The organism is Pseudomonas tensinigenes (assembly GCF_014268445.2).
GTDB lineage: Bacteria > Pseudomonadota > Gammaproteobacteria > Pseudomonadales > Pseudomonadaceae > Aquipseudomonas > Aquipseudomonas tensinigenes.
Genome location: NZ_CP077089.1, coordinates 4,531,951 through 4,558,593 on the forward strand (window position 1 = coordinate 4,531,951; position 26,643 = coordinate 4,558,593).

Annotated in this window: 21 protein-coding genes; 17 read left to right on the top strand and 4 right to left on the bottom strand. The window is 60.5% G+C overall.

Annotated elements, in window-relative coordinates; genetic code table 11:
• Positions 1 to 200 precede the first annotated feature (200 nt).
• Positions 201 to 1,022 (top strand): aldo/keto reductase, encoded by an 822-nt coding sequence (locus HU718_RS20020; RefSeq protein ID WP_186616657.1) that lies wholly within the window; start codon positions 201 to 203, stop codon positions 1,020 to 1,022.
• Between the two features lie 25 nt (positions 1,023 to 1,047).
• The gene (locus HU718_RS20025; protein WP_186616658.1) at positions 1,048 to 1,518 is read left to right on the top strand and encodes a DUF1810 domain-containing protein; all 471 of its coding nucleotides are present in this window, start codon (positions 1,048 to 1,050) and stop codon (positions 1,516 to 1,518) included.
• Here HU718_RS20025 and HU718_RS20030 read toward each other — a convergent pair.
• Complete coding sequence (locus HU718_RS20030; protein ID WP_186616659.1) at positions 1,483 to 3,843, bottom strand: DNA polymerase II; 2,361 nt, start codon at positions 3,841 to 3,843, stop codon at positions 1,483 to 1,485. The two genes, HU718_RS20025 and HU718_RS20030, sit on opposite strands and share 36 nt — an antisense overlap.
• A gap of 198 nt (positions 3,844 to 4,041) precedes the next feature.
• Between HU718_RS20030 and HU718_RS20035 the strand changes: the two genes are divergently transcribed.
• Entirely contained in the window at positions 4,042 to 4,482 is a 441-nt protein-coding gene (locus HU718_RS20035) for a CBS domain-containing protein (RefSeq protein WP_007918278.1), read from the top strand.
• A 131-nt stretch (positions 4,483 to 4,613) separates the two neighbouring features.
• On the opposite strand, the gene HU718_RS20040 is transcribed toward HU718_RS20035, so the two are convergent.
• Entirely contained in the window at positions 4,614 to 5,237 is a 624-nt protein-coding gene (locus tag HU718_RS20040; protein ID WP_186616660.1) for a glutathione S-transferase, read from the bottom strand.
• Between the two features lie 1,112 nt (positions 5,238 to 6,349).
• Between HU718_RS20040 and HU718_RS20045 the strand changes: the two genes are divergently transcribed.
• The 12 genes from HU718_RS20045 (at position 6,350) to HU718_RS20100 (ending at position 19,527) form a co-directional block, all read left to right on the top strand.
• A complete protein-coding gene (locus HU718_RS20045; RefSeq protein WP_186616661.1) occupies positions 6,350 to 7,174 on the top strand; it encodes an energy transducer TonB in 825 nt (274 codons plus the stop codon).
• A gap of 67 nt (positions 7,175 to 7,241) precedes the next feature.
• A complete protein-coding gene (locus tag HU718_RS20050) occupies positions 7,242 to 7,928 on the top strand; it encodes a MotA/TolQ/ExbB proton channel family protein (RefSeq protein ID WP_371857975.1) in 687 nt (228 codons plus the stop codon).
• A complete protein-coding gene (locus tag HU718_RS20055; protein ID WP_007918272.1) occupies positions 7,928 to 8,329 on the top strand; it encodes an ExbD/TolR family protein in 402 nt (133 codons plus the stop codon). Before HU718_RS20050 ends, HU718_RS20055 begins: the two co-directional genes overlap by 1 nt.
• Before the next feature lie 207 nt (positions 8,330 to 8,536).
• The gene (locus tag HU718_RS20060; protein ID WP_186616662.1) at positions 8,537 to 11,248 is read left to right on the top strand and encodes a TonB-dependent receptor; all 2,712 of its coding nucleotides are present in this window, start codon (positions 8,537 to 8,539) and stop codon (positions 11,246 to 11,248) included.
• Positions 11,249 to 11,400: 152 nt separating this feature from the next.
• Positions 11,401 to 13,266, top strand: coding sequence for an extracellular solute-binding protein (locus tag HU718_RS20065; protein ID WP_186616663.1), 1,866 nt, complete (start codon positions 11,401 to 11,403; stop codon positions 13,264 to 13,266).
• A 1-nt stretch (position 13,267) separates the two neighbouring features.
• Entirely contained in the window at positions 13,268 to 14,332 is a 1,065-nt protein-coding gene (locus tag HU718_RS20070) for a microcin C ABC transporter permease YejB (RefSeq protein WP_150795791.1), read from the top strand.
• Positions 14,332 to 15,354, top strand: a complete 1,023-nt coding sequence (locus HU718_RS20075) for an ABC transporter permease (protein ID WP_186616664.1) — start codon at positions 14,332 to 14,334, stop codon at positions 15,352 to 15,354. Before HU718_RS20070 ends, HU718_RS20075 begins: the two co-directional genes overlap by 1 nt.
• 1 nt (position 15,355) lies before the next feature.
• A complete protein-coding gene (locus tag HU718_RS20080; protein ID WP_186616665.1) occupies positions 15,356 to 16,993 on the top strand; it encodes an ABC transporter ATP-binding protein in 1,638 nt (545 codons plus the stop codon).
• Between the two features lie 167 nt (positions 16,994 to 17,160).
• The gene (locus tag HU718_RS20085; protein ID WP_034154625.1) at positions 17,161 to 17,682 is read left to right on the top strand and encodes a DUF3455 domain-containing protein; all 522 of its coding nucleotides are present in this window, start codon (positions 17,161 to 17,163) and stop codon (positions 17,680 to 17,682) included.
• Between the two features lie 165 nt (positions 17,683 to 17,847).
• Positions 17,848 to 18,381 (top strand): sigma-70 family RNA polymerase sigma factor, encoded by a 534-nt coding sequence (locus HU718_RS20090; RefSeq protein WP_150709077.1) that lies wholly within the window; start codon positions 17,848 to 17,850, stop codon positions 18,379 to 18,381.
• Positions 18,378 to 19,070: an anti-sigma factor gene (locus HU718_RS20095; protein ID WP_150709078.1), complete on the top strand. Its 693-nt coding sequence runs from the start codon at positions 18,378 to 18,380 to the stop codon at positions 19,068 to 19,070. Before HU718_RS20090 ends, HU718_RS20095 begins: the two co-directional genes overlap by 4 nt.
• A gap of 133 nt (positions 19,071 to 19,203) precedes the next feature.
• The gene (locus HU718_RS20100) at positions 19,204 to 19,527 is read left to right on the top strand and encodes a hypothetical protein (protein WP_217868236.1); all 324 of its coding nucleotides are present in this window, start codon (positions 19,204 to 19,206) and stop codon (positions 19,525 to 19,527) included.
• Between the two features lie 71 nt (positions 19,528 to 19,598).
• Here the strand turns inward: HU718_RS20100 and HU718_RS20105 are convergent, their stop codons facing one another.
• On the bottom strand, positions 19,599 to 20,690 hold the full coding sequence (locus tag HU718_RS20105) for a DUF1615 domain-containing protein (protein ID WP_186616666.1): 1,092 nt from the start codon (positions 20,688 to 20,690) through the stop codon (positions 19,599 to 19,601).
• Between the two features lie 293 nt (positions 20,691 to 20,983).
• Here HU718_RS20105 and HU718_RS20110 point away from each other — a divergent pair, with 293 nt between their 5' ends.
• Together HU718_RS20110 and HU718_RS20115 are read left to right on the top strand one after the other, a co-directional pair.
• On the top strand, positions 20,984 to 23,188 hold the full coding sequence (locus HU718_RS20110) for a TonB-dependent receptor (protein WP_186616667.1): 2,205 nt from the start codon (positions 20,984 to 20,986) through the stop codon (positions 23,186 to 23,188).
• Positions 23,189 to 23,808: 620 nt separating this feature from the next.
• The gene (locus HU718_RS20115; RefSeq protein ID WP_186616668.1) at positions 23,809 to 25,344 is read left to right on the top strand and encodes an FAD-dependent oxidoreductase; all 1,536 of its coding nucleotides are present in this window, start codon (positions 23,809 to 23,811) and stop codon (positions 25,342 to 25,344) included.
• A 125-nt stretch (positions 25,345 to 25,469) separates the two neighbouring features.
• On the opposite strand, the gene hemB is transcribed toward HU718_RS20115, so the two are convergent.
• Entirely contained in the window at positions 25,470 to 26,444 is a 975-nt protein-coding gene (hemB, locus tag HU718_RS20120; protein WP_016985320.1) for a porphobilinogen synthase, read from the bottom strand.
• Positions 26,445 to 26,643 lie beyond the last annotated feature (199 nt).

Genomic DNA, 26,643 nt, shown 5'->3' on the forward strand with positions numbered 1-26,643 from the left:
GCAACTTCTTGCGCACTTGCCCGTGGATGGATAAAGAAGAGCGCCAGATCAAAAGATCGCAGCCTTCGGCAGCTCCTACATGGGAAACCGGTACCCATAAGGAAAGCGCTGCCGAAGGCCGCGATCTCTTTGCTTTTTGAACCCCTGAGCTATCCTGCTGCCCACTAAAAGGTACCGACACATTCAGCAAGGAGGTTTGCATGCGTACCCTCGAACTGGCCGGCGTCCAGGTTCCGATCATTGGCCAAGGCACCTGGCGCATGGGCGAAGACCGCTCGGCGCACAAGCGTGAAGTGGCGGCGCTGCGCACGGGGATCGAGCTGGGCATGACCCTGATCGACACGGCGGAAATGTACGCCGAGGGCGGTGCCGAAAGCTTGGTTGGCGAGGCCATCGCCGGCCTGCGCGATCAGGTGTTTCTGGTGAGCAAGGTCTACCCGCACAACGCCAGCCGCAAAGGTATCCCGCAGGCCTGCGAGCGCAGTCTGCGCCGGCTCGACACCGATTACATCGACCTCTATCTGTTGCATTGGCGCGGCCAGTATCCGCTGGAAGAAACCGTCGAGGCCTTCGAACGCCTGCGCGAGGACGGCAAGATCGGCCGCTGGGGTGTGTCGAATTTCGATGTCGACGATCTCGAAGAACTCTCCAGTTCCGTCTGCGCGACCAATCAGGTGCTCTACAACCTCGAAGAGCGCGGTATCGAATTCGACCTGCTGCCGTGGTGCCAACACCAGCGCATGCCGCTGATGGCCTACTGTCCGATTGGCCAGGGCGGCGCGATGCTGGCTGAACCGGTGCTGAATGAGATTGCCGCTCGTCATGGTGTAACCCCCGCGCAGGTTTCGCTGGCGTGGATTCTGCGTCAGGATGGTGTGATTGCGATTCCCAAGGCTGTGCGGCCGGAACACGTGCAACTCAATGCACAAGCCGCGCAACTGCAACTGGAGGCCGGGGATCTGGCGGCGCTGGACCAGGCGTTTCAAGCGCCACAACGCAAGCAGCGGCTGGCCATGGTTTGAGCCAGCGGCTGGCGAGGGCTTCGCGATGAGAAGCACTGATCAGTACGACCCGTTCAACCTGCAACGTTTTGTCCAGGCCCAGGATTCGGTATTCGAGCGCGTGCAACGCGAACTCGATGAGGGCCGCAAGCGCAGCCACTGGATGTGGTTTGTCTTCCCGCAGTTCGCCGGTCTGGGCGGCAGTGAAATGTCCCGGCGCTTCGCCATCGGTTCGGCCGAGGAAGCCCGGGCGTATCTGGCTCACGAGCTGCTCGGCGCACGCCTGCGTACTTGCACGCAATTAGTGCTGAAGGTGCAACAGCGCTCGATCGCGGAGATATTCGGCCATCCCGATGACCTGAAATTCCATTCATCGATGACGCTGTTTGCTCAGTTTTGCGCTGAAGACAGCGTGTTCAATCAGGCGTTGGAACGCTACTTCCACGGTATTCTCGACGAGTGGACGCTGCAATTGCTCGACTCAAAACAGGCCCAACTGCCCCCCGATCAGGGTTGAGAAATCGTCGTCGACAAACGGCAGAATAGCATCCGCCACCGGTTGCAGTTGCCGGGTGATGTAGTGGTCGTAGTCGATGGCGGCGCGGCGCACTTCCAGCGGTTCGGGACCGGCCAGAGTGATGACGTAGCTGATCCAGCCGCCATTCTGATACTGCCGTGGTCGCCCGTGTTGCGCGTTGTAATCGTCGGCCAGCCGTGCGGCGCGCACGTGGGGCGGTACGTTGCGTTCGTAATCGTCGAGAGTGCGTCGCAGGCGCTTGCGGTAGACCAGGCGATCGTCGAATTCACCGGCGAGGGTTTTACGCACGTAGTCGCGCACGTAATCCTGATACGGCTTGCGCTGGAAAATCCGCTCGTAGAGCTCCTGCTGGAATTGCCGGGCCAGCAACGACCAGTCGGTGCGCACGGTTTCCAGGCCTTTGTAGACCATTTCATCGCTGCCGTCGGCGCGGGTGACGAGGCCGGCATAACGTTTTTTGCTGCCCTCCTCCGCGCCGCGAATGGTCGGCATCAGAAAGCGTTTGTAGTGAATTTCGAATTGCAGTTCGAGGGCGCTTTCCAGGCCATATTCATCACGCACATGCTCGCGCCACCAGTCGTTGACGTGCTTGACCAGCGCATGACCGATGGCCGCCGCCTCTTCCTGCCCATGCGGACGACGCAGCCAGACGAAGGTCGAGTCGGTGTCGCCGTAGATCACCGCGTGGCCCTGATCTTCGATCAGCTTGCGCGTGCGCAGCATGATCTCGTGACCGCGCAGGGTGATCGATGAGGCCAGCCGCGTATCGAAGAAGCGACAACCGCTGGAACCGAGTACGCCGTAGAAGGCGTTCATGATGATTTTCAGTGCCTGCGACAGCGGCGCGTTGTGTTCACGTTTGGCAGTCTCCCGACCTTCGGCCACCCGCGAAACGATCGACGGCAGGCAATGCCGGGTGCGCGAGAATCGGGCGCCACGGAAACCCGGCACCGAGTCGGCGTCGTCCGGGTGTTGCAGGCCTTCGATCAGGCCGACCGGGTCGATCAGAAAGGTGCGAATGATCGATGGATAAAGGCTCTTGTAATCGAGAACCAGCACCGACTCATACAGGCCCGGTTGCGAGTCCATGACAAATCCGCCGGGGCTGGCCTGCGGCGGATTGGTGCCGAGGTTCGGCGCGACAAAACCCTGTCGGTGCATCAACGGCATATACAGATGGGTGAACGCCGCCACCGAGCCGCCGCTGCGGTCTGCCGGCAAACCGGTGACGCTGGCGCGCTCCAGCAGAAAGGTCAGTAACTCGGTCTTGGCGAAGATCCGCGTGACCAGTTCGCAGTCCTTGAGGTTGTACTTGGCCAGCGCCGGTTTGTCCTCGGCGAACATGCGGTTGATTTCGTCCATGCGCTGGTAGGGGTTGTCGATGGACTTGCCTTCGCCGAGCAACGTCTGGGCGACGTTTTCCAGGCTGAACGACGGGAAACTCCAGGTCGCCGAGCGTAGGGACTCGATACCGTCGATGATCAGCCGCCCCGCCGCCGAAGCGAAGTAGTGATTGCGGCTGCCGTGTTCGCGCCATTGCATCTCTTCGCCGCCACGGCCGATTTTCAGCGGCACACCGAGGCGCCGTGCGTGTTCGTGGAGGATGCGCAAATCGAACTGCACGACGTTCCAGCCGATGATCGCGTCGGGGTCGTGACGGGCGAACCAGTCGTTGAGTTTCTTCAGAATGACCGCGCGTGAGTCGCAGTATTCGAGGTCGAAGTCGACGATGCTGTCATCGCCGTTCGGCGCGCCGAGCATGTACACCTGACGCTCGCCGCAACCTTCGAGGGCGATCGAATACAACTCGCCGGTTTCGGTGGTTTCGATGTCGAGCGAGACCAGGCGCAGCTTCGGTCGATAATCGGGGTCAGATTTGAGCTGGGCGTTGAGCAATACGCCGTCAGCATCGGGCGTGCCGCTGAACCGCACCGGCGCGGTGATAAAGCGCTCCATCAGATAGCGTTCCGGCGGGCGCACATCGGCTTCGTAGACGTCGACACTGTTGCGGTTGAGCGCGGTTTCCAGGCGCATCAATTGGCCGTGTTGCTGGCAATACAGACCAAGCACCGGGCGATGCTCGAAATCCTGCAGGGCCAGTGGGCGCAGTTCGACGTTCTTTTCGTCGTGCAGCAGGCGTTCGGCCGCTTCGCGCTGCTCGGCGGGGATAAACGCCACCGACGGCTGATGCGGCAGGCGCACACGGCGCGGCCCGGCGTCGGTCGCCAGCCAGAACTCGACTTCGGTGCCGGCCGGAGTATCGCGCCAATGCCGGGTCAGGACGAAGCCCTGCGGTAAATCCACCACTGCAACCTCAGGAATTGAATCAGAGAGGCATTCTACGCGGCATTGCCTGGGATGACCCTGACGATAAATCGGCGCCAACCACGGAAAAAACCGGCAAATGACGTTTTTTGCGTGTTATCTGCCGCTTTGCCACCTTGCCCTGCGCGCTTGCGTCTACGATGCTTGGATAACAACGACAACACCTGAGTAACCACCATGAAGACCGTCGCCCAACTGCTCAAGCTCAAAGATCAGAAGAATCAGGAAGTGCACCAGATCAAACCCGATCACATGGTGCTCGAAGCGCTGATGAAGATGGCCGAGAAAAACGTCGGCGCCTTGCTGGTGGTCGAAGACGAAAAAGTGGTCGGCATCATCAGCGAACGCGATTACGCGCGCAAACTGGTGCTGCATGGCCGCTCATCCGTGGGCACACCGGTGCGCGACATCATGGTGGCGAACGTGATCACCGTCGACACCCATCAAACCGTCGACACCTGCCTGGGCATCATGTCGGACAAACGCCTGCGCCACTTGCCGGTGGTCGAGAACGGCAAGTTGATCGGTTTGCTGTCGATCGGCGACCTGGTCAAGGAAGCGATTGCCGAGCAGGCGGAGCTGATCAAACAGCTGGAACAGTACATTCGCGGGGAATAAATCCCTCAACACCCCCCCAATCCCCTGTGGGAGCGAGCCTGCTCGCGAAAGCGGTCTGTCAGTAAAAATGCTGCGACTGACAAGACGCTTTCGCGAGCAGGCTCGCTCCCACATTTGGTTTTGTGGTGAATTCAGGACGGCCAATGCCGGGCAAACACCGGCGCCAGCACTGGATGCCGGTCTATCCGCTGCAACCACGCATAAAACCCCGGCCGCGTCTGGCGCAAATGCTCGCGGCTGCCCGCCCAGCGCGTCACTACTGCCGCGAGCACATCCAGCGCCCCCGGCGTTTCGTCATCCAGATACAGCTCGGCAGAAAACTGGTCGGCGAACACCTCCCAACTCCAGTGCAAACGCTCGCGCGCACCGGCCACCAGGTTCTGCCGCGAGGCTTCGTCAGGCATCAGCAGCCAGCGCTCCGGATAATCAATGACGCCGATCGCTGCGTAGCAATTGCTGACGATGTAGACCAGGCCGCGAATCGCCTGATCACGATCATTCGGCTTGGCGGGCAGCAGGCCGGACTTGGGAAACGTCAGGCCCAGATGAATCAGGATCGCCGCGCTTTCGGTGATGGCGCTGCCGTCGGGCAGTTGCAAGGTCGGTATCTGCTTGAGTGGATTGAGCTGGGCCAGCGCCTCGGCGGCTTCGGTGCTGGCTTCGATATCAATGAAACGGTAAGCGATCTGGCACAGCTCCAGCGCCGCTTCGATGGCGGCGGCGCCTGAGTTTCTGTGCCCGTAGAGCTGGTACATATCCAATCCCCCCGAAAAGACCATTGCCACAGGGTAGATGGCTGTAGCGCGGGTGTAGAAATAATCTGCCTGTGTATCGGTTTTGGCACGGTTTTCCCATGCACTCGCGACTGGCGAATTCAAACCTCGCAAAACAGCGCTGGCGGTGCCCATCCCGCACCAAGAGCAATCATCGAACGCTATCCGCGTTCTTGTAAGGTGCGATACCGAACCAAAAGTTCGCGTATCCGAGCTGGCAACAAGGAGTTCACCGCGTGAATCTTCAAACGCTCTGCCGCATCAACCTCTGCTCACCTCTTTGTGCACAACGCCGAGTTCATTCGAACAGTCCCGGCGACCAACGCCTTTACTTTATTACCTGACTCCACGACCGCGCCCTGTGATCGGCAATGACTTATTCGCCGGCAATGGCGTGCTATTTATTTTTTAAATACAACTCACAAAGTTATTGCACAACCAACGTACTAAATGAACACAAGCAGGATTGTCGAACAATAACTTCCAGCGATTTTACAAGTGCACCAAAACAGCTCCAGCGACTTGGACTAAACACACAGCAAACATTGATTTCATTTAAACAAGAACAAGGAACATACGCCGTGACCCGCTAAAACATTGGCCCGCACCAAATCAGTCCGCCGCGCACCAGCAAGTGCCCAGGCCGCAAGTCACGACGCCGCTCTATCCCGCCATTTCGCGGGATACCGCGTAAAGCCTGACTCGCCTCTGAAAAAGCTCCGTTAACCGGAGTAACGGGAATCCGTACGCCGGAGAAAAACCACGGCGATGTCAAAACTTATATAAATGCGACATGGGTAACACTCATGAAATAACCGATCTACATTTCGGCAACATCTGGCACAACGGTTGCAATATGTAACAAGCATGAGACACCGACAGTGCGCTCACGCAATAGAAGAACAACCAGGGAATGGCCAATGAACACTCGAAGTCGATGGCGCTAAGCCAGTAAGTTTGCACAAGCCTTGTTAACCAGATAGTTGAACTATCGGCTTCTGCACACCTTGAAGAAAGTTGCACCCACCCACTCGAATATCCCCTGGATGTTCGGACGGCACCTTATTGCCCTTCATCAACCCGAGGGAGCTTTAATGAACGATGCGGTAAAGCACAGAACCCTGCCGGGGCCGTTGCGGGAAGCGCCAGTCCCGCCGCCACCGGGCAGGCCGGCATTTAAAGCCAATACCTCGCAACCCGGCAGTCTGAATAAACAGCAAATGGTGTTGCTGGTCGCTGTGTCGGCGCTGATACATGGCGGCGCCTGGTGGTTTCTCCAGCAATCCAAAACAGAGCCATTGCCAACGCCACCGCAGATTCCGGAAATGACCGTCGAGCTGACCAGCCCGACGCCACCGGCACCACCCACCCCGGAACCACCACCGCCGCCTCCTCCGCCACCGCCGCCGGAACCTGAGCAACCGGTGGAAGACGAGGACGCGGTCAAGCCACCGCCGAAACCGGTGGAGAAACCCAAGCCGATCGAAAAACCGAAACCGGTCGAGAAGCCGAAACCGGTGAAAAAGGTCGAGCCGCCGAAAGCCCCACCCGCCCCGGCACAACCGGCCGCTCCTGCTGCACCGGCGACACCGAGCGCACCGCCGTCCCCTGCCGCTGCGCCGGGTCCGGTCAAGGAATCAGCAGCGATCTCGGGCCTCGCCAGCCTCGGCAACCCGCCGCCGGAATACCCGTCGCTGGCCCTGCGGCGCAACTGGGAAGGCAGCGTGGTGCTGCGCATTCAGGTACTGGCCAACGGTCGCGCCGGCTCGGTGACGGTGACCAAATCCAGCGGCAAACCGCAACTGGATGACGCGGCTGTTGCCGCCGTGAAGAACTGGAAATTTATTCCGGCCAAACGCGGTGAGACGCCGATCGACGGCTTCGCCACCCAGACCATCGATTTCAAATTGCCGCAATAACCGAACGCTCAATCAACGCACAACCGAATAACGCAAGCGAGGTGTAACCATGAACGATTTGTCTTCGATGATTGTCCCCGGTGTCCTCTGGGGCCTGGTGCTGTTTTCCGTGGTCAGTTGGGCGATTCTGCTGGTCAAGTCGGCGCAGTACCTGCGGCAGAAAGCGCAGAACAAACAATTCACCAAGGCCTTTTGGGGCGCGCCGGATCTGCTTACCGCCGCCGAACACGCCAGCCAGTATCCGGGCTCGCTGGCGCGCATCGCCAGCAGCGGTTTCGAAGCGCTGCTGGTGGAAGATTCGCCGCGCACCACCCAGCAATTGGCGCACACCATCAACCGTTCGGATCGCCTGGAACGCAACCTGCGCCAGCAGATCCAGAAGGAACGCCGCTCGCTGGAAAACGGCCAGGCGATCCTCGCCAGTATCGGCAGCACCGCGCCGTTCATTGGTTTGTTCGGCACCGTGTGGGGCATCATGGAAGCGCTGAAAAGCATCGGCGAAACCGGTTCGGCCAGCCTTGAAGCAGTGGCTGGGCCGATCGGTCACGCGCTGATCGCCACCGGCGTGGGTATCGCCGTCGCGGTGCCGGCGGTGCTGATTTACAACTTCTTCCTGCGCCGCTTGAAACTCGCTTCGGCAGACATGGATGACTTCGCCCACGACTTTGACGCCCTCGCCTCGCGCAGTGCGTTTTCCATCAGCCGTCAGGCCATCGCCAGCAAAACCACGGCCGCCGTGCGGGAGGCCAGCTGATGTCGTTCTCCACTCAAGACAGCGATGAAGTGCTCAGCGAAATGAACGTCACGCCACTGGTCGACGTGATGCTCGTGTTGCTGGTGGTGTTCATCGTCACCGCGCCGCTGATGACCAACGCGATCAAAGTGAATCTGCCGAAAACCGACGCCGTCGCCCCCGCCGAAAAGAAAGACCCGGTGGTGGTCAGCGTCGATCAGGACGGCAAGTTCTATCTGGCCAAGACCGAGTTGGCCCCGGAATCACTGGAAGCCAGCCTCAAGGAGGTCAAGGCCAAGGACGCCGAAGTCCGCGTGCAGTTACAGGCCGACTCCGCCGTCAACTACGGCCAGGTGGCCAAGGCCATGGCGTCGATCGAACGCTCGGGCATCACCAAGATTTCGGTGATGACCACCCACTGAGTGCGGTGGCGGGCGCGCCTTGAGAGACGCGCCCACTACCGCTCGCTGAATCCTGTCGCAATCAGCCGACCGAAAAAACGCCACGCGTCTTCGGAGGGGATCGGCTTGCTTGAAGAAAGTGGTTTTCCGCACGCGGTATCACCGATAGCGGAGCAATGAGGGGCTCACAAGGCCAATTCGATAACGTCTAAAAAGTCGGAAATAACCATGCTGATGAACACTCCACGCTTCACGCTCAAACCCTTGGTGGCAACGATTTCTCGCCACCGTTTTGTTCCGTTGTATCTGGTGGCCATGGGGATGGGCGCCGGCTCCGTGCAAGCGGCTGAGGACGATAACGCTAGCGTCCCGGCAACAGCGGCGGTGGTTGCGCCGACCACGCAACTGCAACGGGTCGAAGTGACGGGCTCGGCGATTCGCCGGGTCGATGCGGAAACGGCGGTGCCGATCACCATTCTCAAGGCCGATGAGCTGCGCAAACAGGGCGTGACCACCACCGCCGAACTGGTGCAGCGCATCACCGGCAGCCAGTCGATCAACAACAGCGCCGGCTCCGTGGGCGCAGCCACTGGCGGCGCCTCATTCGCCGACATGCGCGGCATCGGCGCGAACAAGACGCTGGTGCTGCTCAACGGTCGACGTCTGGCCAACAACGCCTTGTCGGGAACCAACTCGGCCGGCGGCGCGGTGGATCTGAACATGATCCCGTTTGCCGCCATCGAACGCGTGGAAGTCCTGCGTGACGGCGCCTCGGCCCTGTACGGCACCGACGCCATCGGCGGCGTGATCAACTTCATCACCAAGAAATCCCTGACCGACGGCCAGTTGACCCTCGGCGGCGAAACCCCGACCCACAGCGGCGGCGGCCAGACCAAAGACATGAGCGCCAGTTGGGGCTACGGCGATCTGGACGAAGACCGCTTCAACGTCCTCGGCGTGTTCAACTACAACAAGCAGCAGAACCTCGACGCCAACGATCGCTCGTTCGCCACCGATTACGCCCCCGGTCGCGGTCTCGATCAGACCTCCGGCACCGCATTCCCCGGCAACTACAGTCAGAACGGCAACGCCACTAACCCGTTGGCCAACAGCAATTGCAACGGCCCCAACCTGATCGCCCGCGACGGTTTGTGCCGCTTCAGCACCCGCGAATACATCGACCTGGTGCCACAGACCGAGAAGACCTCGTTCTTCGGCAAGACCACCGGCAAGCTTGGCGACGATCACAACGTCAACCTCGAATACTTCTGGTCGCGCAACAACAACGCCACGGCGATCGGCCCTGCGCCACTGACCGGTCTGAGCCTCGATTCTTCGTCGCCCTACTATCCCGGCAACGGCATCACCCCGGCGCCAACCGATTTCGCCCTCGACCCGACCCAACCGGTCGGCGTCAACTGGCGTGAAACCGCTGCCGGCCCGCGGGAATCGAAAGACCAGAACACCAGCCAGCGCTTCCTGCTCAGTTTCGATGGTCTGGTCGCCGGCTGGGATTACAACGTCGGCGCCTCGTACAACCAGAACAAAATCGTTTCCAGCGTCACCAGCGGTTTTGTCAGCGATCAGGCGATGATCAATGGTCTGGCCAGCGGTCTGCTCAACCCGTTCGGCCCGCAATCCGCTGCGGGTCAGCAGTACATCGACGATGCGGCGTACCACGGCGCCTATTCCACTGCTGTGGGCCGTGTAGCCGGTTTCGATGGTCGTATCAGTCGTGAAATCGGCGACTGGTTCGGCGCCGGCCCGTCCGGTCTGGCACTGGGTGGCGAGTACCGCAAAGAGAAATTCCACCAGGACTTCGAGTCGTTCGCTGGCGACATCCAGAGCCTCGGTATCGACCCGGCCGGCAGCGTCGAGGGCGATCGCAGCGTGAAAGCCGCCTACGCGGAAATCAACGTGCCGGTGCTCGACAGCCTTGAACTGTCCGCCGCCGTGCGTCACGACAAATACAGCGACTTCGGCAGCACCACCAACCCGAAATACTCGTTCCGTTATCAGCCATTGAAAGAGCTGGTGGTACGTGGCGCTTACAGTGAAGGCTTCCGTGCGCCGTCGCTGTACGAGCTGTATTCACCGCGCAGCATCACCTTCACCCAGGGCTACTACAACGACCCGGTGCTGTGTACCGGCGGTGTGGTGCAACCGGGTGGCAACGGCGGCCGCGATTGCGGTCAGCAGTTCCTCAACCAGATTGGCGGCAACGAAGACCTGGCCCCGGAGAAGGCACGCAACGTGACCCTCGGCTTCGTCTATCAGCCGATCAACAACCTTTCGGTAGGTCTGGATTTCTGGTGGATTCACATCTCCAACCAGATCCAGCCGTTCCCGGAATCCACCGTGTTTGATCAGGCCGGCTCCTACCCCGATCGCTTCGTGCGCAACGCCGACGGCACGCTTAACTACATCGTCACCGGCAACGCCAACCTCGGCATCGTCGAAACCAACGGTGTCGATGTGTCGCTCGACTATCGCTTCCCGAACACGCCGTACGGTCAGTTCGGTCTGGGCCTGCAAGGCACCTATGTTGACGAGTACGACTTCCAGAGCACCATCAAGGGCCCGTTCACCGACAAGGTTGGCGACTTTCAGGGTGACGGCGTGATCGCGCGCTGGAAGCACAACCTCACCGGCAGCTGGACCTTCGGCGCGGCGCGGGCGGCGCTGACCAACCGCTTCACCACGGGTTACAACGACTACGACCGCGACACCCACGCGCGCGTGGCGTCGTATTCGGTGTGGGACCTGTCGGCCGGCTACACCTTCAACAAGGTGCTGGATGTCGATGCCGGGATGAAGAACGTGTTCGACCGCAACCCGCCGTTCTCCAACCAGGCTTACAACTTCCAGAGCGGCTATGACCCGCGCTACACCGACCCGCTGGGCCGTACCTTGTTTGCGCGCATGACGTACCACTTCTAACCGGAAACAGAACACATCCCCCCTGTGGGAGCGAGCCTGCTCGCGAAAGCGGTGGATCAGCAAGAGAGATGTCGGCTGACAAGACGCCTTCGCGAGCAGGCTCGCTCCCACATTGGGTCCGTGGACTTTCAGGGATTTTCAGGAGTGACTTCATGAGTTTTTTGCGCAACATGGCGGGCCTGCTGTTGGGCAGTGCGCTGCTGTGCACCGGCACCTCGGCGCTGGCCGGCGGCAGCTATGCGCTGACGGTGTACGGCGAGGCGCCGAAGTATCCGGCGAACTTCCAGCACTTTGATTTCGTTGATCCCAAGGCGCCCAAGGGTGGTTCACTCAGTCGCGCGTCGATGGAAATCGGCCAGTACAACTACATCAGCCCGTACGCCGATCAGGGCATTTCCGTGGTGCAGGTCAACGACTGGGTGTACTCGCCATTGGCGTTCCGATCGCTCGACGAGCCCTACACCGTTTACGCATTGGTCGCGCAACAGATCGAGCGCGATCCGGATGGCTTGTGGGTGCGTTTCACCCTCAATCCAAAAGCACGCTTCGCCGACGGCACGCCGATCACCGCCGAAGACGTGCGCTACACCTTCAACCTGCTGATGACCAAGGGCAGCCTGAGTTATCGCCAGCAATACGCCGATGTGCAGGACGTGCTGATCGAAGGCCCGCGGCAGGTGCGTTTCACCTTCAAGAACAATCTCAACCGCACCCTCGCGCTGGATCTGGCGACCATGCGTGTGGTCCCCGAGCATTGGTGGAAAACCCGCGACTTCGCCAATGGCGGCGGTTTCGAGCCACCGCTGGGCAGCGGTCCGTACCGGGTGAGCAAGGTCGACGCCGGGCGCAGCATCAGTTTTCAACGCGATCCGGACTGGTGGGGCAAAGACCTGCCGGTCAGTCGCGGCATGTACAACTTCGACACGCTCACGGTGAATTTCTACGGCGACACCGACGTCGCCCGGCAACTGTTGCAGGCCGGCGCGTTCGACTACAACCGCGAGTTCTCCTCGTCCGGTTACGTGGTCGGCTATGACAGCCCGGCGTTGCGCGACGGTCGCTTGCAGCAGTCGATCCTCGCCCCGGACAAACCCACCGCCGCTCAGGGCTTCGTGTTCAACCTGCAGAACCCGATCTTCCAGGATCGCCGCGTGCGTCAGGCGATCAGCTTGCTGTGGGATTTCGAGTGGACCAACAAACAGATGATGCGCGGCTTTTACGTGCGCCAGAACAGCTTCTGGCCAAAGAGCGAAATGGCCGCCACCGCCCTGCCCGACGCTGAAGAACTGAAGATCCTCGAACCGCTACGCGGGCAGATCCCCGACGAGGTCTTCACCGAGGTTTATCAGGCGCCGAAAACCGATGGCAGCGGCTACATCCGTGACAAACAACTGCAAGCACTGAAGCTGCTCGCCGAGGCTGGCTGGACACCGCAACACAATCGTCTGGTCAACGCTGCTGGCGAACCGCTGGAGTTCACCTTTCTCGACGGTCAGGGCGGCTTCGACCGCATGTTGCTGCCGTTCAAACGCACCCTCGCGCAGATCGGCATCACCCTCAATTTGCGCCGGATCGATTCGGCGCAATACGTCAACCGCCTCAACGCCCGCGACTACGACATGATCGTCACCAGTTTCCCGCGCAGCGGCGATCCGATCGTCTCTCCCGGCCGTGAGTTGTACAGCCTGTATGCCTCGCAAAGTGCCACGCAAGTCGGCAGTTCCAACTCGATGGTGCTGGCCGATCCGGCGGTCGATCAACTGATCGACGGACTGGTCCAGGCCAACACCCGCGAAGCCATGGTGCATTACGCCCGCGCCCTCGACCGGGTGCTGCAATGGGGTTACTACATGATTCCCAACTATTACTCCAAAGGCACGCCAACGGTGTATCAGAACCGCTTCGGCATGCCGCCGGTGCAACCGGCGTACGACGAAGGCCTCAACACCTGGTGGGAGGTTTCGGCCAAGGCGCTGACCACGCAACAGATGCACACTCAGCTTGCGGGGGGCCAGTGACATGCTGCGTTATCTGAGTCGACGTTTGCTGCTGATCATCCCCACGTTGCTGTGCATTCTGGTGGTGAATTTTCTGATTGTGCAGGCCGCACCGGGTGGGCCAGTGGAGCAAGCTATCGCCCGCTTGCAAGGCTTCGGCGGGCACAGCATGGGCGGTGGTGGCGAGGTCGCGGCGGTTGGCGGTGCCGGGCGCAGCAGCCGTGGCCTCGACCCGGCGCTGATCGAGGAGATCAAACACCATTACGGCTTCGACAAACCCATGCACGAACGCCTGTGGTTGATGCTGAAAAACTACGCGCAGCTGGATCTGGGCAGCAGTTTCTTTCGCGGCGCCAAGGTCACCGATCTGATCGTGCAGAAGCTGCCGGTGTCGCTGTCGTTGGGTCTATGGGCGACGTTGATCACTTACCTGATTTCCATTCCGCTGGGCATTCGCAAAGCGATCAAGAACGGCAGCGCGTTTGATGTCTGGAGCAGCACGGCGATCATCATCGGCTATGCGATGCCGGCGTTTCTCTTTGCGATTCTGCTGATCGTGGTGTTCGCCGGTGGCAGCTACGTCAACTGGTTTCCGGTACAGGGGCTGGTGTCGGACAACTTCGACAGCCTCAGCACATTGGGCAAGATTGGCGACTACCTCTGGCACCTGGTGTTGCCGGTGACGGCACTGGTGATTGGCGGCTTTGCCACGTTGACGATCCTGACCAAAAACAGCTTCCTCAACGAGATCAGCCGCCAGTATGTGATCACCGCGCGGGCCAAGGGTCTGACCGAGCGCCGCGTGCTCTACGGCCATGTGTTTCGCAACGCCATGTTGTTGGTGGTGGCCGGTGTGCCGTCGGCGCTGATCGAGGTGTTTTTCGCCGGCTCCCTGCTGATCGAAACCATCTTCAACCTCGACGGCCTCGGGCGCATGAGCTACGAAGCGGCGGTGTCGCGGGATTACCCGGTGGTGTTCGGCGCACTTTTTCTGTTCACCCTGTTCGGCCTGTTGATCAAGCTGATCGGCGATCTCTGCTACACCCTGCTCGACCCGCGCATCGACTTCTCGGCGAGGACTGCCTGATGTTCACTCTTTCTCCTCTCGGCCAGCGCCGCGTAGCGCAGTTCAAGGCCAACCGGCGCGGACGCTGGTCGCTGTGGCTGTTTATCGGTCTGTGCCTGATTTGTCTGGGCGGTGAGCTGATCGCCAATGACAAGCCGCTGGTGATCCGTTACCACGACGCTTTCTACTTCCCGATCCTCAGCGATTATCTGGAAACCGATTTCGGCGGCGAGCTGCCATTTCAGCCGGATTACGCCAGCAATTACGTGCACAAGCTGATTGAGGATCAGGGCGGCTGGATGTTGTTTCCGCCGATCCCGTTCAGCTACGACACGGTCAATTACGACCTCAGCGAACCGGCGCCGAGTCCGCCGTCCTCGAGCAATTGGCTGGGCACCGATGATCAGGCGCGCGACGTGTTGGCGCGGGTGATTTTCGGCACGCGGATTTCGATTCTGTTTGCGCTGATCCTTACCGGCATCAGTGCATTGATCGGCATCGTCGCCGGGGCGTTGCAGGGTTATTACGGTGGCTGGGTCGACTTGCTCGGGCAACGCGTACTGGATATCTGGTCAGGTTTGCCGGTGCTGTATTTGCTGATCATTTTGTCCGGGTTCGTCTCGCCGAGTTTCTGGTGGCTGCTGGGGATCATGGCGCTGTTTTCCTGGCTGGCGCTGGTCGATGTGGTGCGCGCCGAGTTTCTGCGTGGGCGCAATCTGGAATACGTCAAAGCCGCGCGAGCGCTGGGCCTGACCGACAACGAGCTGATGTGCCGGCACATCCTGCCCAACGCGATGACCTCCACCCTCACCTACCTGCCGTTCATTCTGACTGGTGCGATTGCGACGCTGACTGCGCTGGATTTTCTTGGCTTCGGCATGCCGGCGGGTACTGCATCGCTGGGCGAGTTGATCGGTCAGGCCAAGCGCAATCTGCAAGCGCCGTGGCTGGGGCTGACGGCGTTTTTCGCGTTGGCACTGATTCTGTCCTTGTTGGTTTTTATTGGTGAGGCTTGCCGAGATGCGTTTGATCCCCGGAGCTGACATGAACGACAACCTGATTGAAATTCGCGACCTGCGCGTGGCCTTCGCCGGGCAGGCAGTGGTGCACGGTCTGAACCTGGATATCCGCCGTGGCGAGTGTCTGGCGCTGGTCGGTGAATCCGGCTCGGGCAAGTCGGTGACGGCGCATTCGATCCTGCGATTGCTGCCGGGCAAGAACGTCAGCAGCAGCAGCGGCGCGATCCGCTACAACGGCGTGGATTTGCTGCACGCCAGCGAGCAGCAGATGCGCGGCTTGCGCGGCAACCGCATTGCGATGATTTTCCAGGAGCCGATGACCTCTTTGAACCCGTTGCACACGGTGGAAAAGCAAGTCAGCGAGGTGCTGGAGATTCACAAGGGTTTGAAGGGACGTGCTGCCCGCGAACGGACGTTGGAGCTGCTGGAACTGGTCGGCATTCGCCAGCCTTTGCAGCGTTTGAAAGCCTATCCGCATCAGCTTTCGGGCGGGCAGCGGCAAAGGGTAATGATTGCGATGGCGCTGGCCAACGAGCCGGAACTGTTGATCGCCGATGAGCCGACTACGGCGCTGGATGTCACGGTGCAGCGGAAGATTCTCGAGCTGCTGATCGAGTTGCAGCAACGCCTTGGCATGTCGCTGTTGCTGATCAGCCACGACCTCAATCTGGTGCGGCGCATCGCGCAACGGGTGTGCGTAATGCGCCAGGGCGAGATTGTCGAGGAGGCCGATTGCGAAACATTGTTTCGAGCGCCGCAGCATCCTTACAGTCGCTTGTTGATCGAGGCTGAGCCGAGCGGCGGGCCGGTGCCGAGTGAGTATGATCACAACCTGCTCGAAGTCGATGATTTGAAGGTGTGGTTTCCGTTGCCCAAAGCATTGTTCAGTCGCCAGCAGGATTACATCAAAGCGGTGGACGGCGTGAGTTTCACCCTGCAACGGGGCAAGACCTTGGGCATTGTTGGTGAGTCCGGCTCAGGAAAATCGACGCTGGGTCAGGCGATCCTGCGGTTGGTCGAGTCCGAGGGCAATATCCGTTTTGGTAACAAGCAACTGAGCTTGCTCAATCAACGTTTGATGCGGCCGTTGCGGCGGCAGATTCAAGTGGTGTTCCAGGACCCGTTCGGCAGCCTCAGCCCACGGATGTCAGTGCAGCAGATCATTGCCGAAGGCTTGCTGACTCACGGTATCGGCACCGAGGCTGAGCGGGAAGCGGCAGTAATTCGTGTGCTGGAGGAAGTCGGTCTGGATCCACAGAGCCGGCATCGTTATCCCCACGAATTTTCCGGCGGGCAGCGCCAGCGTATTTCCATCGCCCGCGCACTGGTGCTGGAACCGGCGCTGATTCTGCTCGATGAACCGACTTCGGCGCTGGATCGTACGGTGCAGAAGCAGGTGGTGGAGTTGTTGCGGCAATTGCAGGTCAGGCATGGGCTGACCTATTTGTTTATCAGCCATGATCTGGCGGTGGTGCATGCGTTGGCGCATGACTTGATGGTGATCAAGGATGGCAAGGTGGTTGAGCAGGGTTCGTCGCGGGAGATTTTCGCGGCGCCGCAACACCCCTACACCCAGGAACTGCTGAAAGCCTCCGGCCTCAAGCCCGATAAAAATCCCTGTGGGAGCGAGCCTGCTCGCGAATACGGTGTGTCAGTCACATAAGTGCTGGCTGACCCGACGCCTTCGCGAGCAGGCTCGCTCCCACAGGGGTTATTGTCGGGTTGGAAATTTATTTTTCAGGCACTGCATCCAAACGCCTCCGTCACGGGTAGTCCCTGTAACAGCCCTCTTCGGCTGTCAGCGGTCTACCCTTTTCGGAGATAACACTGATGAACATCACCCAGCTGATTGGCCTCACCGGTTTGCTCGCCCTGTCGTCGACAACCTTCGCCCAAAGCAGTTATCCCGACGCGATCAAAGTCCCGGACGGCCACAAGATCGCGATGGAAACCACCGGGGTCGGCGAGATCACTTACGAATGCCGTGACAAAGCCAATACTCCAGGGCAGACCGAGTGGACCTTCGTCGGCCCCAAAGCCGTGCTCAATGATCGCAGCGGCAAACAGGTCGGCACTTACTTCGGCCCGCCGGCTACCTGGCAGGCCAAGGACGGTTCGAAAGTCACCGGCACGCAACTGGCCGTGGCGCCGTCGACTCCGGGCAACCTGCCTTATCAACTGGTCAAGGCCAATCCCGCTGAAGGCAAGGGCGCGATGAGCGGCGTGAGTTACATCCAGCGTGTCGCACTCAAGGGTGGCGTGGCGCCGGGCAGCGAATGCACAGCGGCGAACAAGGGCAAGCAGGAAGTGGTGAAGTATCAGGCCGACTACATTTTCTGGGCGGCGAACTGATCTCCGGACTTACCGAGATCCAATGTGGGAGCGAGCCTGCTCGCGAAGGCGGTGGGTCAGAGAAGGATGTATCGGCTGACACGCCGCCTTCGCGAGCAGGCTCGCTCCCACAGGGTGGAATTGGATTGTGTGGATGTTTGGGGAATGTGAGCTAGATTGCACGACATGCCTTTAGCCGAATCCGCGTTCGATTACGAAGCCCGCCTCGCTGCCTGTGCCCGTGGCGAGCGGTCGGCCCTGCGCGATTTGTATGTGCAGGAGGGACCGCGTCTGCTCGGCGTGGCCAAGCGCCTGGTGCGCGACACGGCGCTGGCGGAGGACGTTGTCCATGAGGCGTTTATCAAGATCTGGAACGGTGCGGCGGGGTTTGACCCGGCGCGCGGTTCGGCGCGTGGCTGGATGTTCAGCGTGACCCGGCATCTGGCGCTGAATCTGCTGCGAGATCACGGCCGGGAAACACCATTCGACGAAGCTCACGAGGTGGCTGCGGATGATGACGACTTCGACGCCCACGCGCATTCGGCGCGCATCCACCGTTGCCTGGAGCAACTGGAGCCGCAACGCCGCCACTGCATCCTGCATGCCTATGTCGACGGTTACAGCCACGCGCAGATTGCCGCGCGCCTCGACACGCCGCTGGGCACGGTCAAAGCGTGGATCAAACGCAGCCTCAACGCCTTGCGGGAGTGCATGGGATGACCAGCGAATCGGCACAGGAACGCGATGAACTGGCCGGCGAATATGTGCTCGGCACATTGCCTGCCGAACAGCGGAGCGAAGTACAACGGCGCTTGCCGAATGAACCCGAGCTGCGTGCCGCAGTGGATGCCTGGGAACGGCGCCTGCTGGAGCTGACGGATCTGGCCGAACCGCAACAACCTTCGGCGCAGTTGTGGCCGCGCATTGAGCGCAGTGTCGGGCGTCTGACGCGGGAAGCAGCCGCAACTTCATGGTGGAACCTGCTGCCGCTATGGCGCGGGTTAAGCGCGGCCGGATTGGCCGCCACATTGATATTGGGTTCGATCCTGCTGACCCAGACCACGCCGAAACCAAGCTTTCTGGTGGTGCTGGTCGCGCCGCAGGACAAGGCTCCGGGTTGGGTGATCCAGGCGAGCAATTCGCGGGAGATTCAGTTGATACCGCTGGGTGTGGTCGAAGTCCCGGCGGACAAGGCGCTGGAATTCTGGACCAAGGCTGATGGCTGGCAAGGGCCGGTATCGCTGGGTCTGGTCAAGCCAGGACAGGCTTTATCGGTACCGTTGGACAAGTTGCCGCCACTGCAACCAAACCAGTTGTTCGAGCTGACACTGGAGGGCGCCAACGGCTCGCCAATCGGCAAACCGACCGGGCCGATCCAGGCGATCGGGCGTGCCGTGAAGGTACTTTAAGGCTCTAGCGTGCGGGTCCTGGCTACCATCATCGGCGTCGATGTTCACCATCACGGCAATGAAGTTCTCATAAAAAATCCGCGGCGTAACATCTGCTCCATACCAACCAATAACACCCCCGGAGCACACCATCATGAAACGCCAGACTCTTCTCAGCATCGCTTTCTCGGTTTTCGCAGTTAACGCTTTCGCCGCTACCCCGACCCACACAATGATCGCCGCCGACGGCTCGGATCGTCTGTACCAGAACGCTGTTGCGGCGGATGGTTCTGATCGTCTGCAGGGCAACACCGTCGCCGCTGATGGTTCTGATCGTCTGCAAGGCAACACCGTCGCCGCCGATGGCTCTGATCGTCTGCAGGGCAACACTGTCGCCGCTGATGGTTCTGATCGTCTGCAAGGCAACACTGTCGCCGAAGGTGGCGCAGATCGTTTGAACGAACTTCGCAACGCTTGAATGAAGTGGAACATCGCAACAACCCAGAGAAACCCGGCTCACGTCAGCCGGGTTTTTTATGTCTGTGTGTTTTATCCGGCCTTGGCCATGCAGCGCTTGTAGCGCTCATCCACCCGTTTGGCGAACCACGCTGTAGTGAGCTTGCGGGTGATCTTCGGACTCTGCAGCACAATCCCCGGCAACACCTCGCGCGGCAGCTTCTTCCCCTCCGCTTGCTCCGCCAGTTCGAATACCCGTTGATAGAGCCTGGTCTCTTCGAACTCCAGGGTTTTGCCCTTCTCCAGTTGATCGCGAATGGTCGGGTTGCGCATGCCCAGCGACTTGCCGAGGGTACGTACCGCCAGTTCCGTGCCGCCGGGCATGATCGAGTCGTAGCGGATCAGGTCGCCATCGAGCGCCAGTGGAATGCCCGAGGCGCGGCTGACCGCATTCTGAAACGCGGCATTGCGACTGGCGTACCAGCCTGCGTTGAAATCGGCAAACCTATACAGCGGCTCGCGATAACTCACCGGATAACCGAGCAAATGCGCGATACCGAAATACATGCCACCGCGTCGACTGAACACTTCACGGCGGATCGTGCCGTCCACCGGATACGGATAATCCTTGGCGTGCTGTTCGGCAAATTCGATGCTGACCTGCATCGGCCCGCCGGTGTGCACCGGGTTGAAGCCACCGAACAGCGTGCGGCCCATCGGCACCCGGCCGATGAAGTCGTCGAAAATGCCACTGAGTTCTTTTTCACTGCGCGCCGCGTTCAGGCGTTCGCTGTAGGTCTTGCCGTTGGTTGAACGCACTTGCAGAGCGCCGCTGACCAACAGGCTGGGGATGTGCACTTTCGCGGCACGGCGGTCGATTTCGTCGCGGGCGATTTTGCCCAGGCCGGGCACGGTGGGATCGGCCTGAAAGGTGGATTCCTGTTCGGCAACGGCCAGCACCGAACAGAGGTTTTGCGTGGTCGGGCTGATGTTCTGCGCGGCAAATGCGGCGTAGATATCGGTGGCCCAGCCTTGGCGATCGGCAGTCTTGGCCGGCATCAGCCGTACGATCTCGGCCTTCACTTCAGCGGGTGCACGCGGCACCGGTTCCTGACTGCGCTGCCCCGCGCAACCGGCGAGCACCAGCAGTGCGGCGAGCGTGATCGGTAATCGAGGGTTGTGCATGTTGCTCCATCCAGTCCAATAAGCCAGAACCACCATACACAATCCGTGTAGGAGCTGCCGAAGGCTCGGGCCGCGATCGGACGATCTTTTGACTTTGATTTTAAAAACAAGATCAAAAGATCGCAGCCTGCGGCAGCTCCTACACAGGAATGCGGGTTTTGAAGGGGTGATGACAAACTGATTGCAAAACGTTACTGAGAAAAACTATCATTTGCACCTGGAGTCGCATTTGCGCAAGGAGTTCCCGCGCCGCCCTTATTTTTCTCACCGGCCGTGCGCCTCCAGGTACATACATGCCCGCTCCAGCTCGACTCGCCGTCCCGTTTCGCCCGACGTTTCTCGCCCTGCTGTGCTCCCTGACTGTCACCGCTCACGCCGCTGAAGGCGATACCAAAGCGCTGGTGCTGGATGACGTCAACGTCAATGCTCAAGCCCCGACGCCCAACGCCTTGCCCCCGGTTTACACGGGTGGTCAGGTTGCCCGGGGTGGCCAGCTCGGCGTGCTGGGCAATCAGGACATGATGGACGTGCCGTTCAGCGCCGCCTCCTACACCGAACAATTGATTCAGGATCAGCAGGCCGAAAACGTCGCCGACGTGCTGCTCAACGATTCGTCGGTGCGTCAGGCCTCGGGTTTCTCCAACCAGGCGCAGGTCTTCATGATTCGCGGCCTGCCGCTGAACGGCGACGATATTTCCTATAACGGCCTGTACGGCGTGCTGCCACGGCAGATCATTTCCACCGACGCCTTGGAGCGCGTGGAAGTATTCAAAGGCCCCAACGCCTTTATCAACGGCGTGACCCCGACCGGTTCCGGCATCGGCGGTGGCGTCAACCTGCAACCGAAACGCGCCGGTGACGTACCGCTGCGGCGTTACACCACCGACATCAACAGCGAAGGCCGTATCGGTCATCACTTCGACATCGGCCAGCGTTTCGGTGAAGACAACCGCTTTGGCGCCCGGATCAACCTGTCCCAGCGTGAAGGCGACACCGGTATCGATCACGAGAACCAGCGCTCGAAACTGTTCGCCATCGGCCTCGACTACCGCAGCGACGCCCTGCGCATCTCCGGCGACTTCGCCTACCAGAAAGAACGCGTCAACGGTGGCCGCAGCTCGGTCAACCTCGGCACCGCCACGCACATTCCCGACGCGCCATCGGCCGACACCAACTACGCGCCGAAGTGGGGCTATACCGACATCGAAGACACCTTCGGCATGCTTCGCGCCGAGTACGACCTGAACGACAACTGGACCGCTTATGCGGCCGGCGGCGCCAAGCACACCCGCGAAGTCGGGCGTTACAACTCGACCACTTTGGTTGGCAACAGCGGTGCTTCATTTACCACGGGTTCGTTCGTCCCCCACGATGAAGACAACACCAGCGTGATGGCTGGCCTCAACGGTAAATTCAACACTGGCCCGGTCAGCCACAAGCTCAATTTCGGCCTGACCGGTATCTGGGCCGAACAGCGCAGCGCCTATGATTTCGACCTGACCCAATACGCCAACAACATCTATCACCCGGTGCAAACACCGTCGCCGGTCGGCAACTTTGCCGGTGGTGATTTGAATGATCCAGGCATCGTCGGCAAGACCTTCAACCGCAGCATCGCGCTCTCCGACACCCTCGGTTTCTTCGATGATCGCCTGCTGGTCACCGCCGGCCTGCGTCGCCAGCAACTGGTGGTGCAAGGCTACAACTACGCCAGCTGGGGCAGCGGCGACCGCAAGTCGAGCTACGACGAATCGATCACCACGCCGGTGTACGGCGTGGTGTTCAAACCGTGGGAACACGTTTCGTTCTACGCCAACCACATTGAAGGCCTGGCCCAGGGCCCTACCTCGCCGACCAGTTCCGGCGGTTTCCGGGTGACCAACGGCAACGAAGTCTATGCGCCCGCGCGTTCCAAACAGACCGAAGTCGGGGTGAAAGTCGACATGGGCACTTACGGCGCGAGCCTGGGTGTTTATCGCATCGAACAGCCGAGCGATGGTTACTGCGAAATCGACAGCGCCACTACCTGCACCTACGTGCGTGAAGGCGAGCAGGTCAACAAAGGCGTGGAAATGAACGTGTTCGGCGAGCCGATCCAGGGCCTGCGTCTGATCAGCGGTCTGACCCTGATGGACACCGAACTGAAGAACACCCTCAACGGCGCCAACGACGGCAATCGTGCGATCGGTGTGCCGACCTTCCAGTTCAACGCTGGCGCGGATTGGGACGTGCCGGGTCTGCAAGGTGTAGCGCTGAATGCGCGGATGCTGCGTACCGGTGGTCAATACGCGGATGCGGCGAACAACCTCAGCCTGCCGACCTGGAACCGCTTCGATGCCGGCGCGCGTTATGCGTTCAAGGTCTCGGAGAAAGACGTGACCGTGCGTCTGGGCGTGGAAAACCTGGCGAACAAGAAGTATTGGGAATCGGCTCAGGGTGGGTATCTGACTCAGGGTGAGCCGCGGGTGGCCAAGTTGTCCGGGACTATTGATTTCTAAAGCTGAAAAGCCCCTCACCCTAGCCCTCTCCCGGAGGGAGAGGGGACTGATTGCGGTGTTCTTTCGAGTTACGCCGACGTGGGCCACCGAGTCGAACTCAGGTTCTGAAAGGCCCCCAAATCGGCTCCCTTTCCCCCTCGCCTTTCAAAGGAGAGAGGACTGATTGCGGTGTTCTTTCGAGTTACGCCGACGTGTGCCATCGCGGCGAACTCAGGTTTTGAAAGGCCCCCAAATCGGCTCCCTTTCCCCCTCGCCTTTCAAAGGAGAGGGGACTGACGTGGTGTTCTTTCGAGTTACGCCGACGTGTGCCACCGCGGCGAACTCAGGTTTTGAAAGGCCCCCAAATCGGCTCCCTTTCCCCCTCGCCTTTCAAAGGAGAGGGGACTGACGTGGTGTTCTTTCGAGTTACGCCGACGTGTGCCACCGAGTTGAACGCACACTTGAAAAGCCCACCAATCGGCTCCCTCTCCCTCGGGAGAGGGCTGGGGTGAGGGGCTACTATTTACGTCACACAACAGCACCCCAGCCGAACACCATCAAAACATCCCCGTCTGGCCGATCAACTGGCCACCCTCTCCTTCTGATCCATACTTGCTCCACAGCAAACGGAGGACAGGCCCATGAACCGCAGCGACGTCCTGATCATCGGCGCCGGCCCCACCGGTCTGGTGCTGGCCCTGTGGCTGAGCAAACATGGCGTGCGCGTGCGCATCATCGATAAAACCTCCGCACCCGGCACCACTTCGCGAGCGCTGGCGGTACAGGCACGTACCCTTGAGCTGTACCGACAACTGGACCTCGCCGACACCATCGTGCGCAACGGCCATCGGGTGGCGGCGGCGAATTTCTGGGTCAACGGCAAACCGGTCGCGCAGTTGCCGCTCAATCGCATCGGCGAAGGCCTGACACCCTACGCGTTCGTCGAAATCTTCCCGCAGGATGAACATGAACGGCTGCTGATCGAGCGCCTCGAAGACTACGGCGTCACGGTCGAACGCGACACGATGCTGGAAAGTTTCGAGGAAACCGGCGACGGCCTCACCGCACATCTGCGCCTGCCCGACGGTGAACAGGAAATCTGCCAGGCCTGTTATCTGGCCGGATGTGATGGCGCCCGCTCAGTGGTGCGCAAAACCCTCGACACGGATTTTCCCGGCGGCACTTATCAGCAGATTTTCTACGTCGCCGACGTCAAGGCCAGCGGCCCGGCAATGAACGGCGAGCTGCACCTGGATCTGGATGAAGCGGACTTTCTCGCCGTGTTTCCACTGGCCGGCGAAGGCCGCGCGCGGCTGATCGGCACTGTGCGTGATGAACGTGCGGATCGCGCCGAAACCCTGGAGTTTTCCGATGTCAGCAGCCGCGCCATCGAACACCTGAAAGTGCATATCGAAGACGTGCACTGGTTCTCGACCTACCGCGTGCATCACCGCGTGGCTGAGCACTTTCGCAGTGGTCGCGCGTTTCTGCTCGGCGATGCCGCGCACGTGCACAGCCCGGCGGGCGGTCAGGGCATGAACACCGGCATCGGCGACGCGATCAACCTGGCGTGGAAACTCGCCGCAGTGCTCGGCGGCGCCGCCGAACCAAGCCTGCTCGACAGCTACGAAACCGAACGCATTGCCTTCGCCCGCAGGCTGGTGTCGACCACCGATAAAGTCTTCAGTTTCGTCACCGCCGAGGGGCGCATGGCCGATCTGCTGCGCATGCGCGTGGCACCGTTTCTGATCCCGAAAATGGCCTCGTTCGAGGCCAGTCGCGAGTTCCTCTTTCGCACGGTGTCGCAAGTCACCCTCAACTATCGCGGCATGCCGCTGAGCCGGGGCGCAGCCGGCCATGTGCATGGCGGCGACCGCTTGCCCTGGGCGCATGATGGTGAGGGGGATAACTACGAACCGCTCAGACAGCCGTGCTGGCAGGTGCATGTGTACGGCGACACCAGCGACGAAATGATCGCCTGGTGCCAGGAACATCATTTGCCGCTGCACGTGTTCGACTGGCGCCCGGCGTTTGAAACGGCGGGGTTGGGGCGTAACGGTTTTTATCTGCTGCGCCCGGATACGTATGTGGCGATTGCCGAGAACAGTGCGGATCCGAAAGTGATCGAACGCTACTTCCGCGATCACGGAATCAGGCCTTACTTCAACTGCCCCTGACACACCACAATCCCCTGTAGGAGTGAGCCTGCTCGCGATAGCGGTGTATCAGCCGCCATTAATGTTGACTGACAAGACGCTATCGCGAGCAGGCTCACTCCTACAATTTGGATTTGCGGTGTTGCTTAGATCCCGGCCAGGGCCAGATCCATCGCAAAGTAAGTGAAGATCAAATCAGCACCCGCACGCTTGATCGCGCCCAGGCTTTCACGCACCACACGATCCTCATCGATCGCCCCGGCCTGTGCGCCGAACTTGATCATCGCGTATTCGCCGCTGACCTGATACGCCGCCAGCGGCAGGTTCGAGGCTTCACGGATGTCGCGGATGATGTCGAGGTAGGCACCGGCCGGTTTGACCATCAGCGCATCGGCACCTTCCTGCTCGTCGAGCAGCGACTCGCGCAGGGCTTCGCGGCGGTTCATCGGGTTCATCTGATAGCTTTTGCGGTCGCCCTTCAGCGCGCTGCCACCGGCCTCGCGGAACGGACCGTAGAGTGCCGAAGCAAATTTGGTCGAGTAAGCCATGATCGGAATCTGGGTGAAGCCGGCCGCATCCAGCGCCTGGCGAATCGCCCGCACCTGACCGTCCATCGCTGCCGACGGCGCGATCACGTCCGCACCGGCGCGGGCGGCCGCCACAGCTTGCTTGCCGAGGTTGATCAGGGTCTGGTCGTTGTCGACTTCATGGTTGTGCATCACGCCGCAGTGGCCGTGATCGGTGTATTCGCAGAAGCACGTGTCGGACATCACGATCATTTCCGGCACGGCATCTTTGGCAATGCGCGACATGCGCGAGACCAGGCCTTCTTCGCGCCAGGTGTCACTGCCGTTGCTGTCCAGATGGTGGGACACGCCGAAGGTCATCACCGACTTGATGCCGGCGCGGGCATAGCGCTCGATTTCACTGGCCAGTTTGCGCTCGGGAATGCGCATCACCCCGGGCATGCTGTTGATTGGCACGAAGTCGTCGATTTCCTCTTCGACGAAAATCGGCAGCACCAGATCGTTCAGGCTGAACTCGGTTTCCTGGAACAGGCTGCGCAGGCTCGCATTGCGGCGCAGACGGCGGGGACGTGCTTCGGGGAACTGACTGGACATGGGGGCCTTTCCTGAAAACGGCAGATGAGACGAAAGTCGTAGGGGGCGAAGCTTATGCCTTGCAGGGGTTGGGGTACAAACCTGGATCAATCAAGAGTGCATTACCGGGGGTGTAATAATCCCTCGGACTTTGCACATTCCCTTGTAGGAGTGAGCCTGCTCGCGATAGCGGTGTGTCAGTCAACATTGATATCGACTG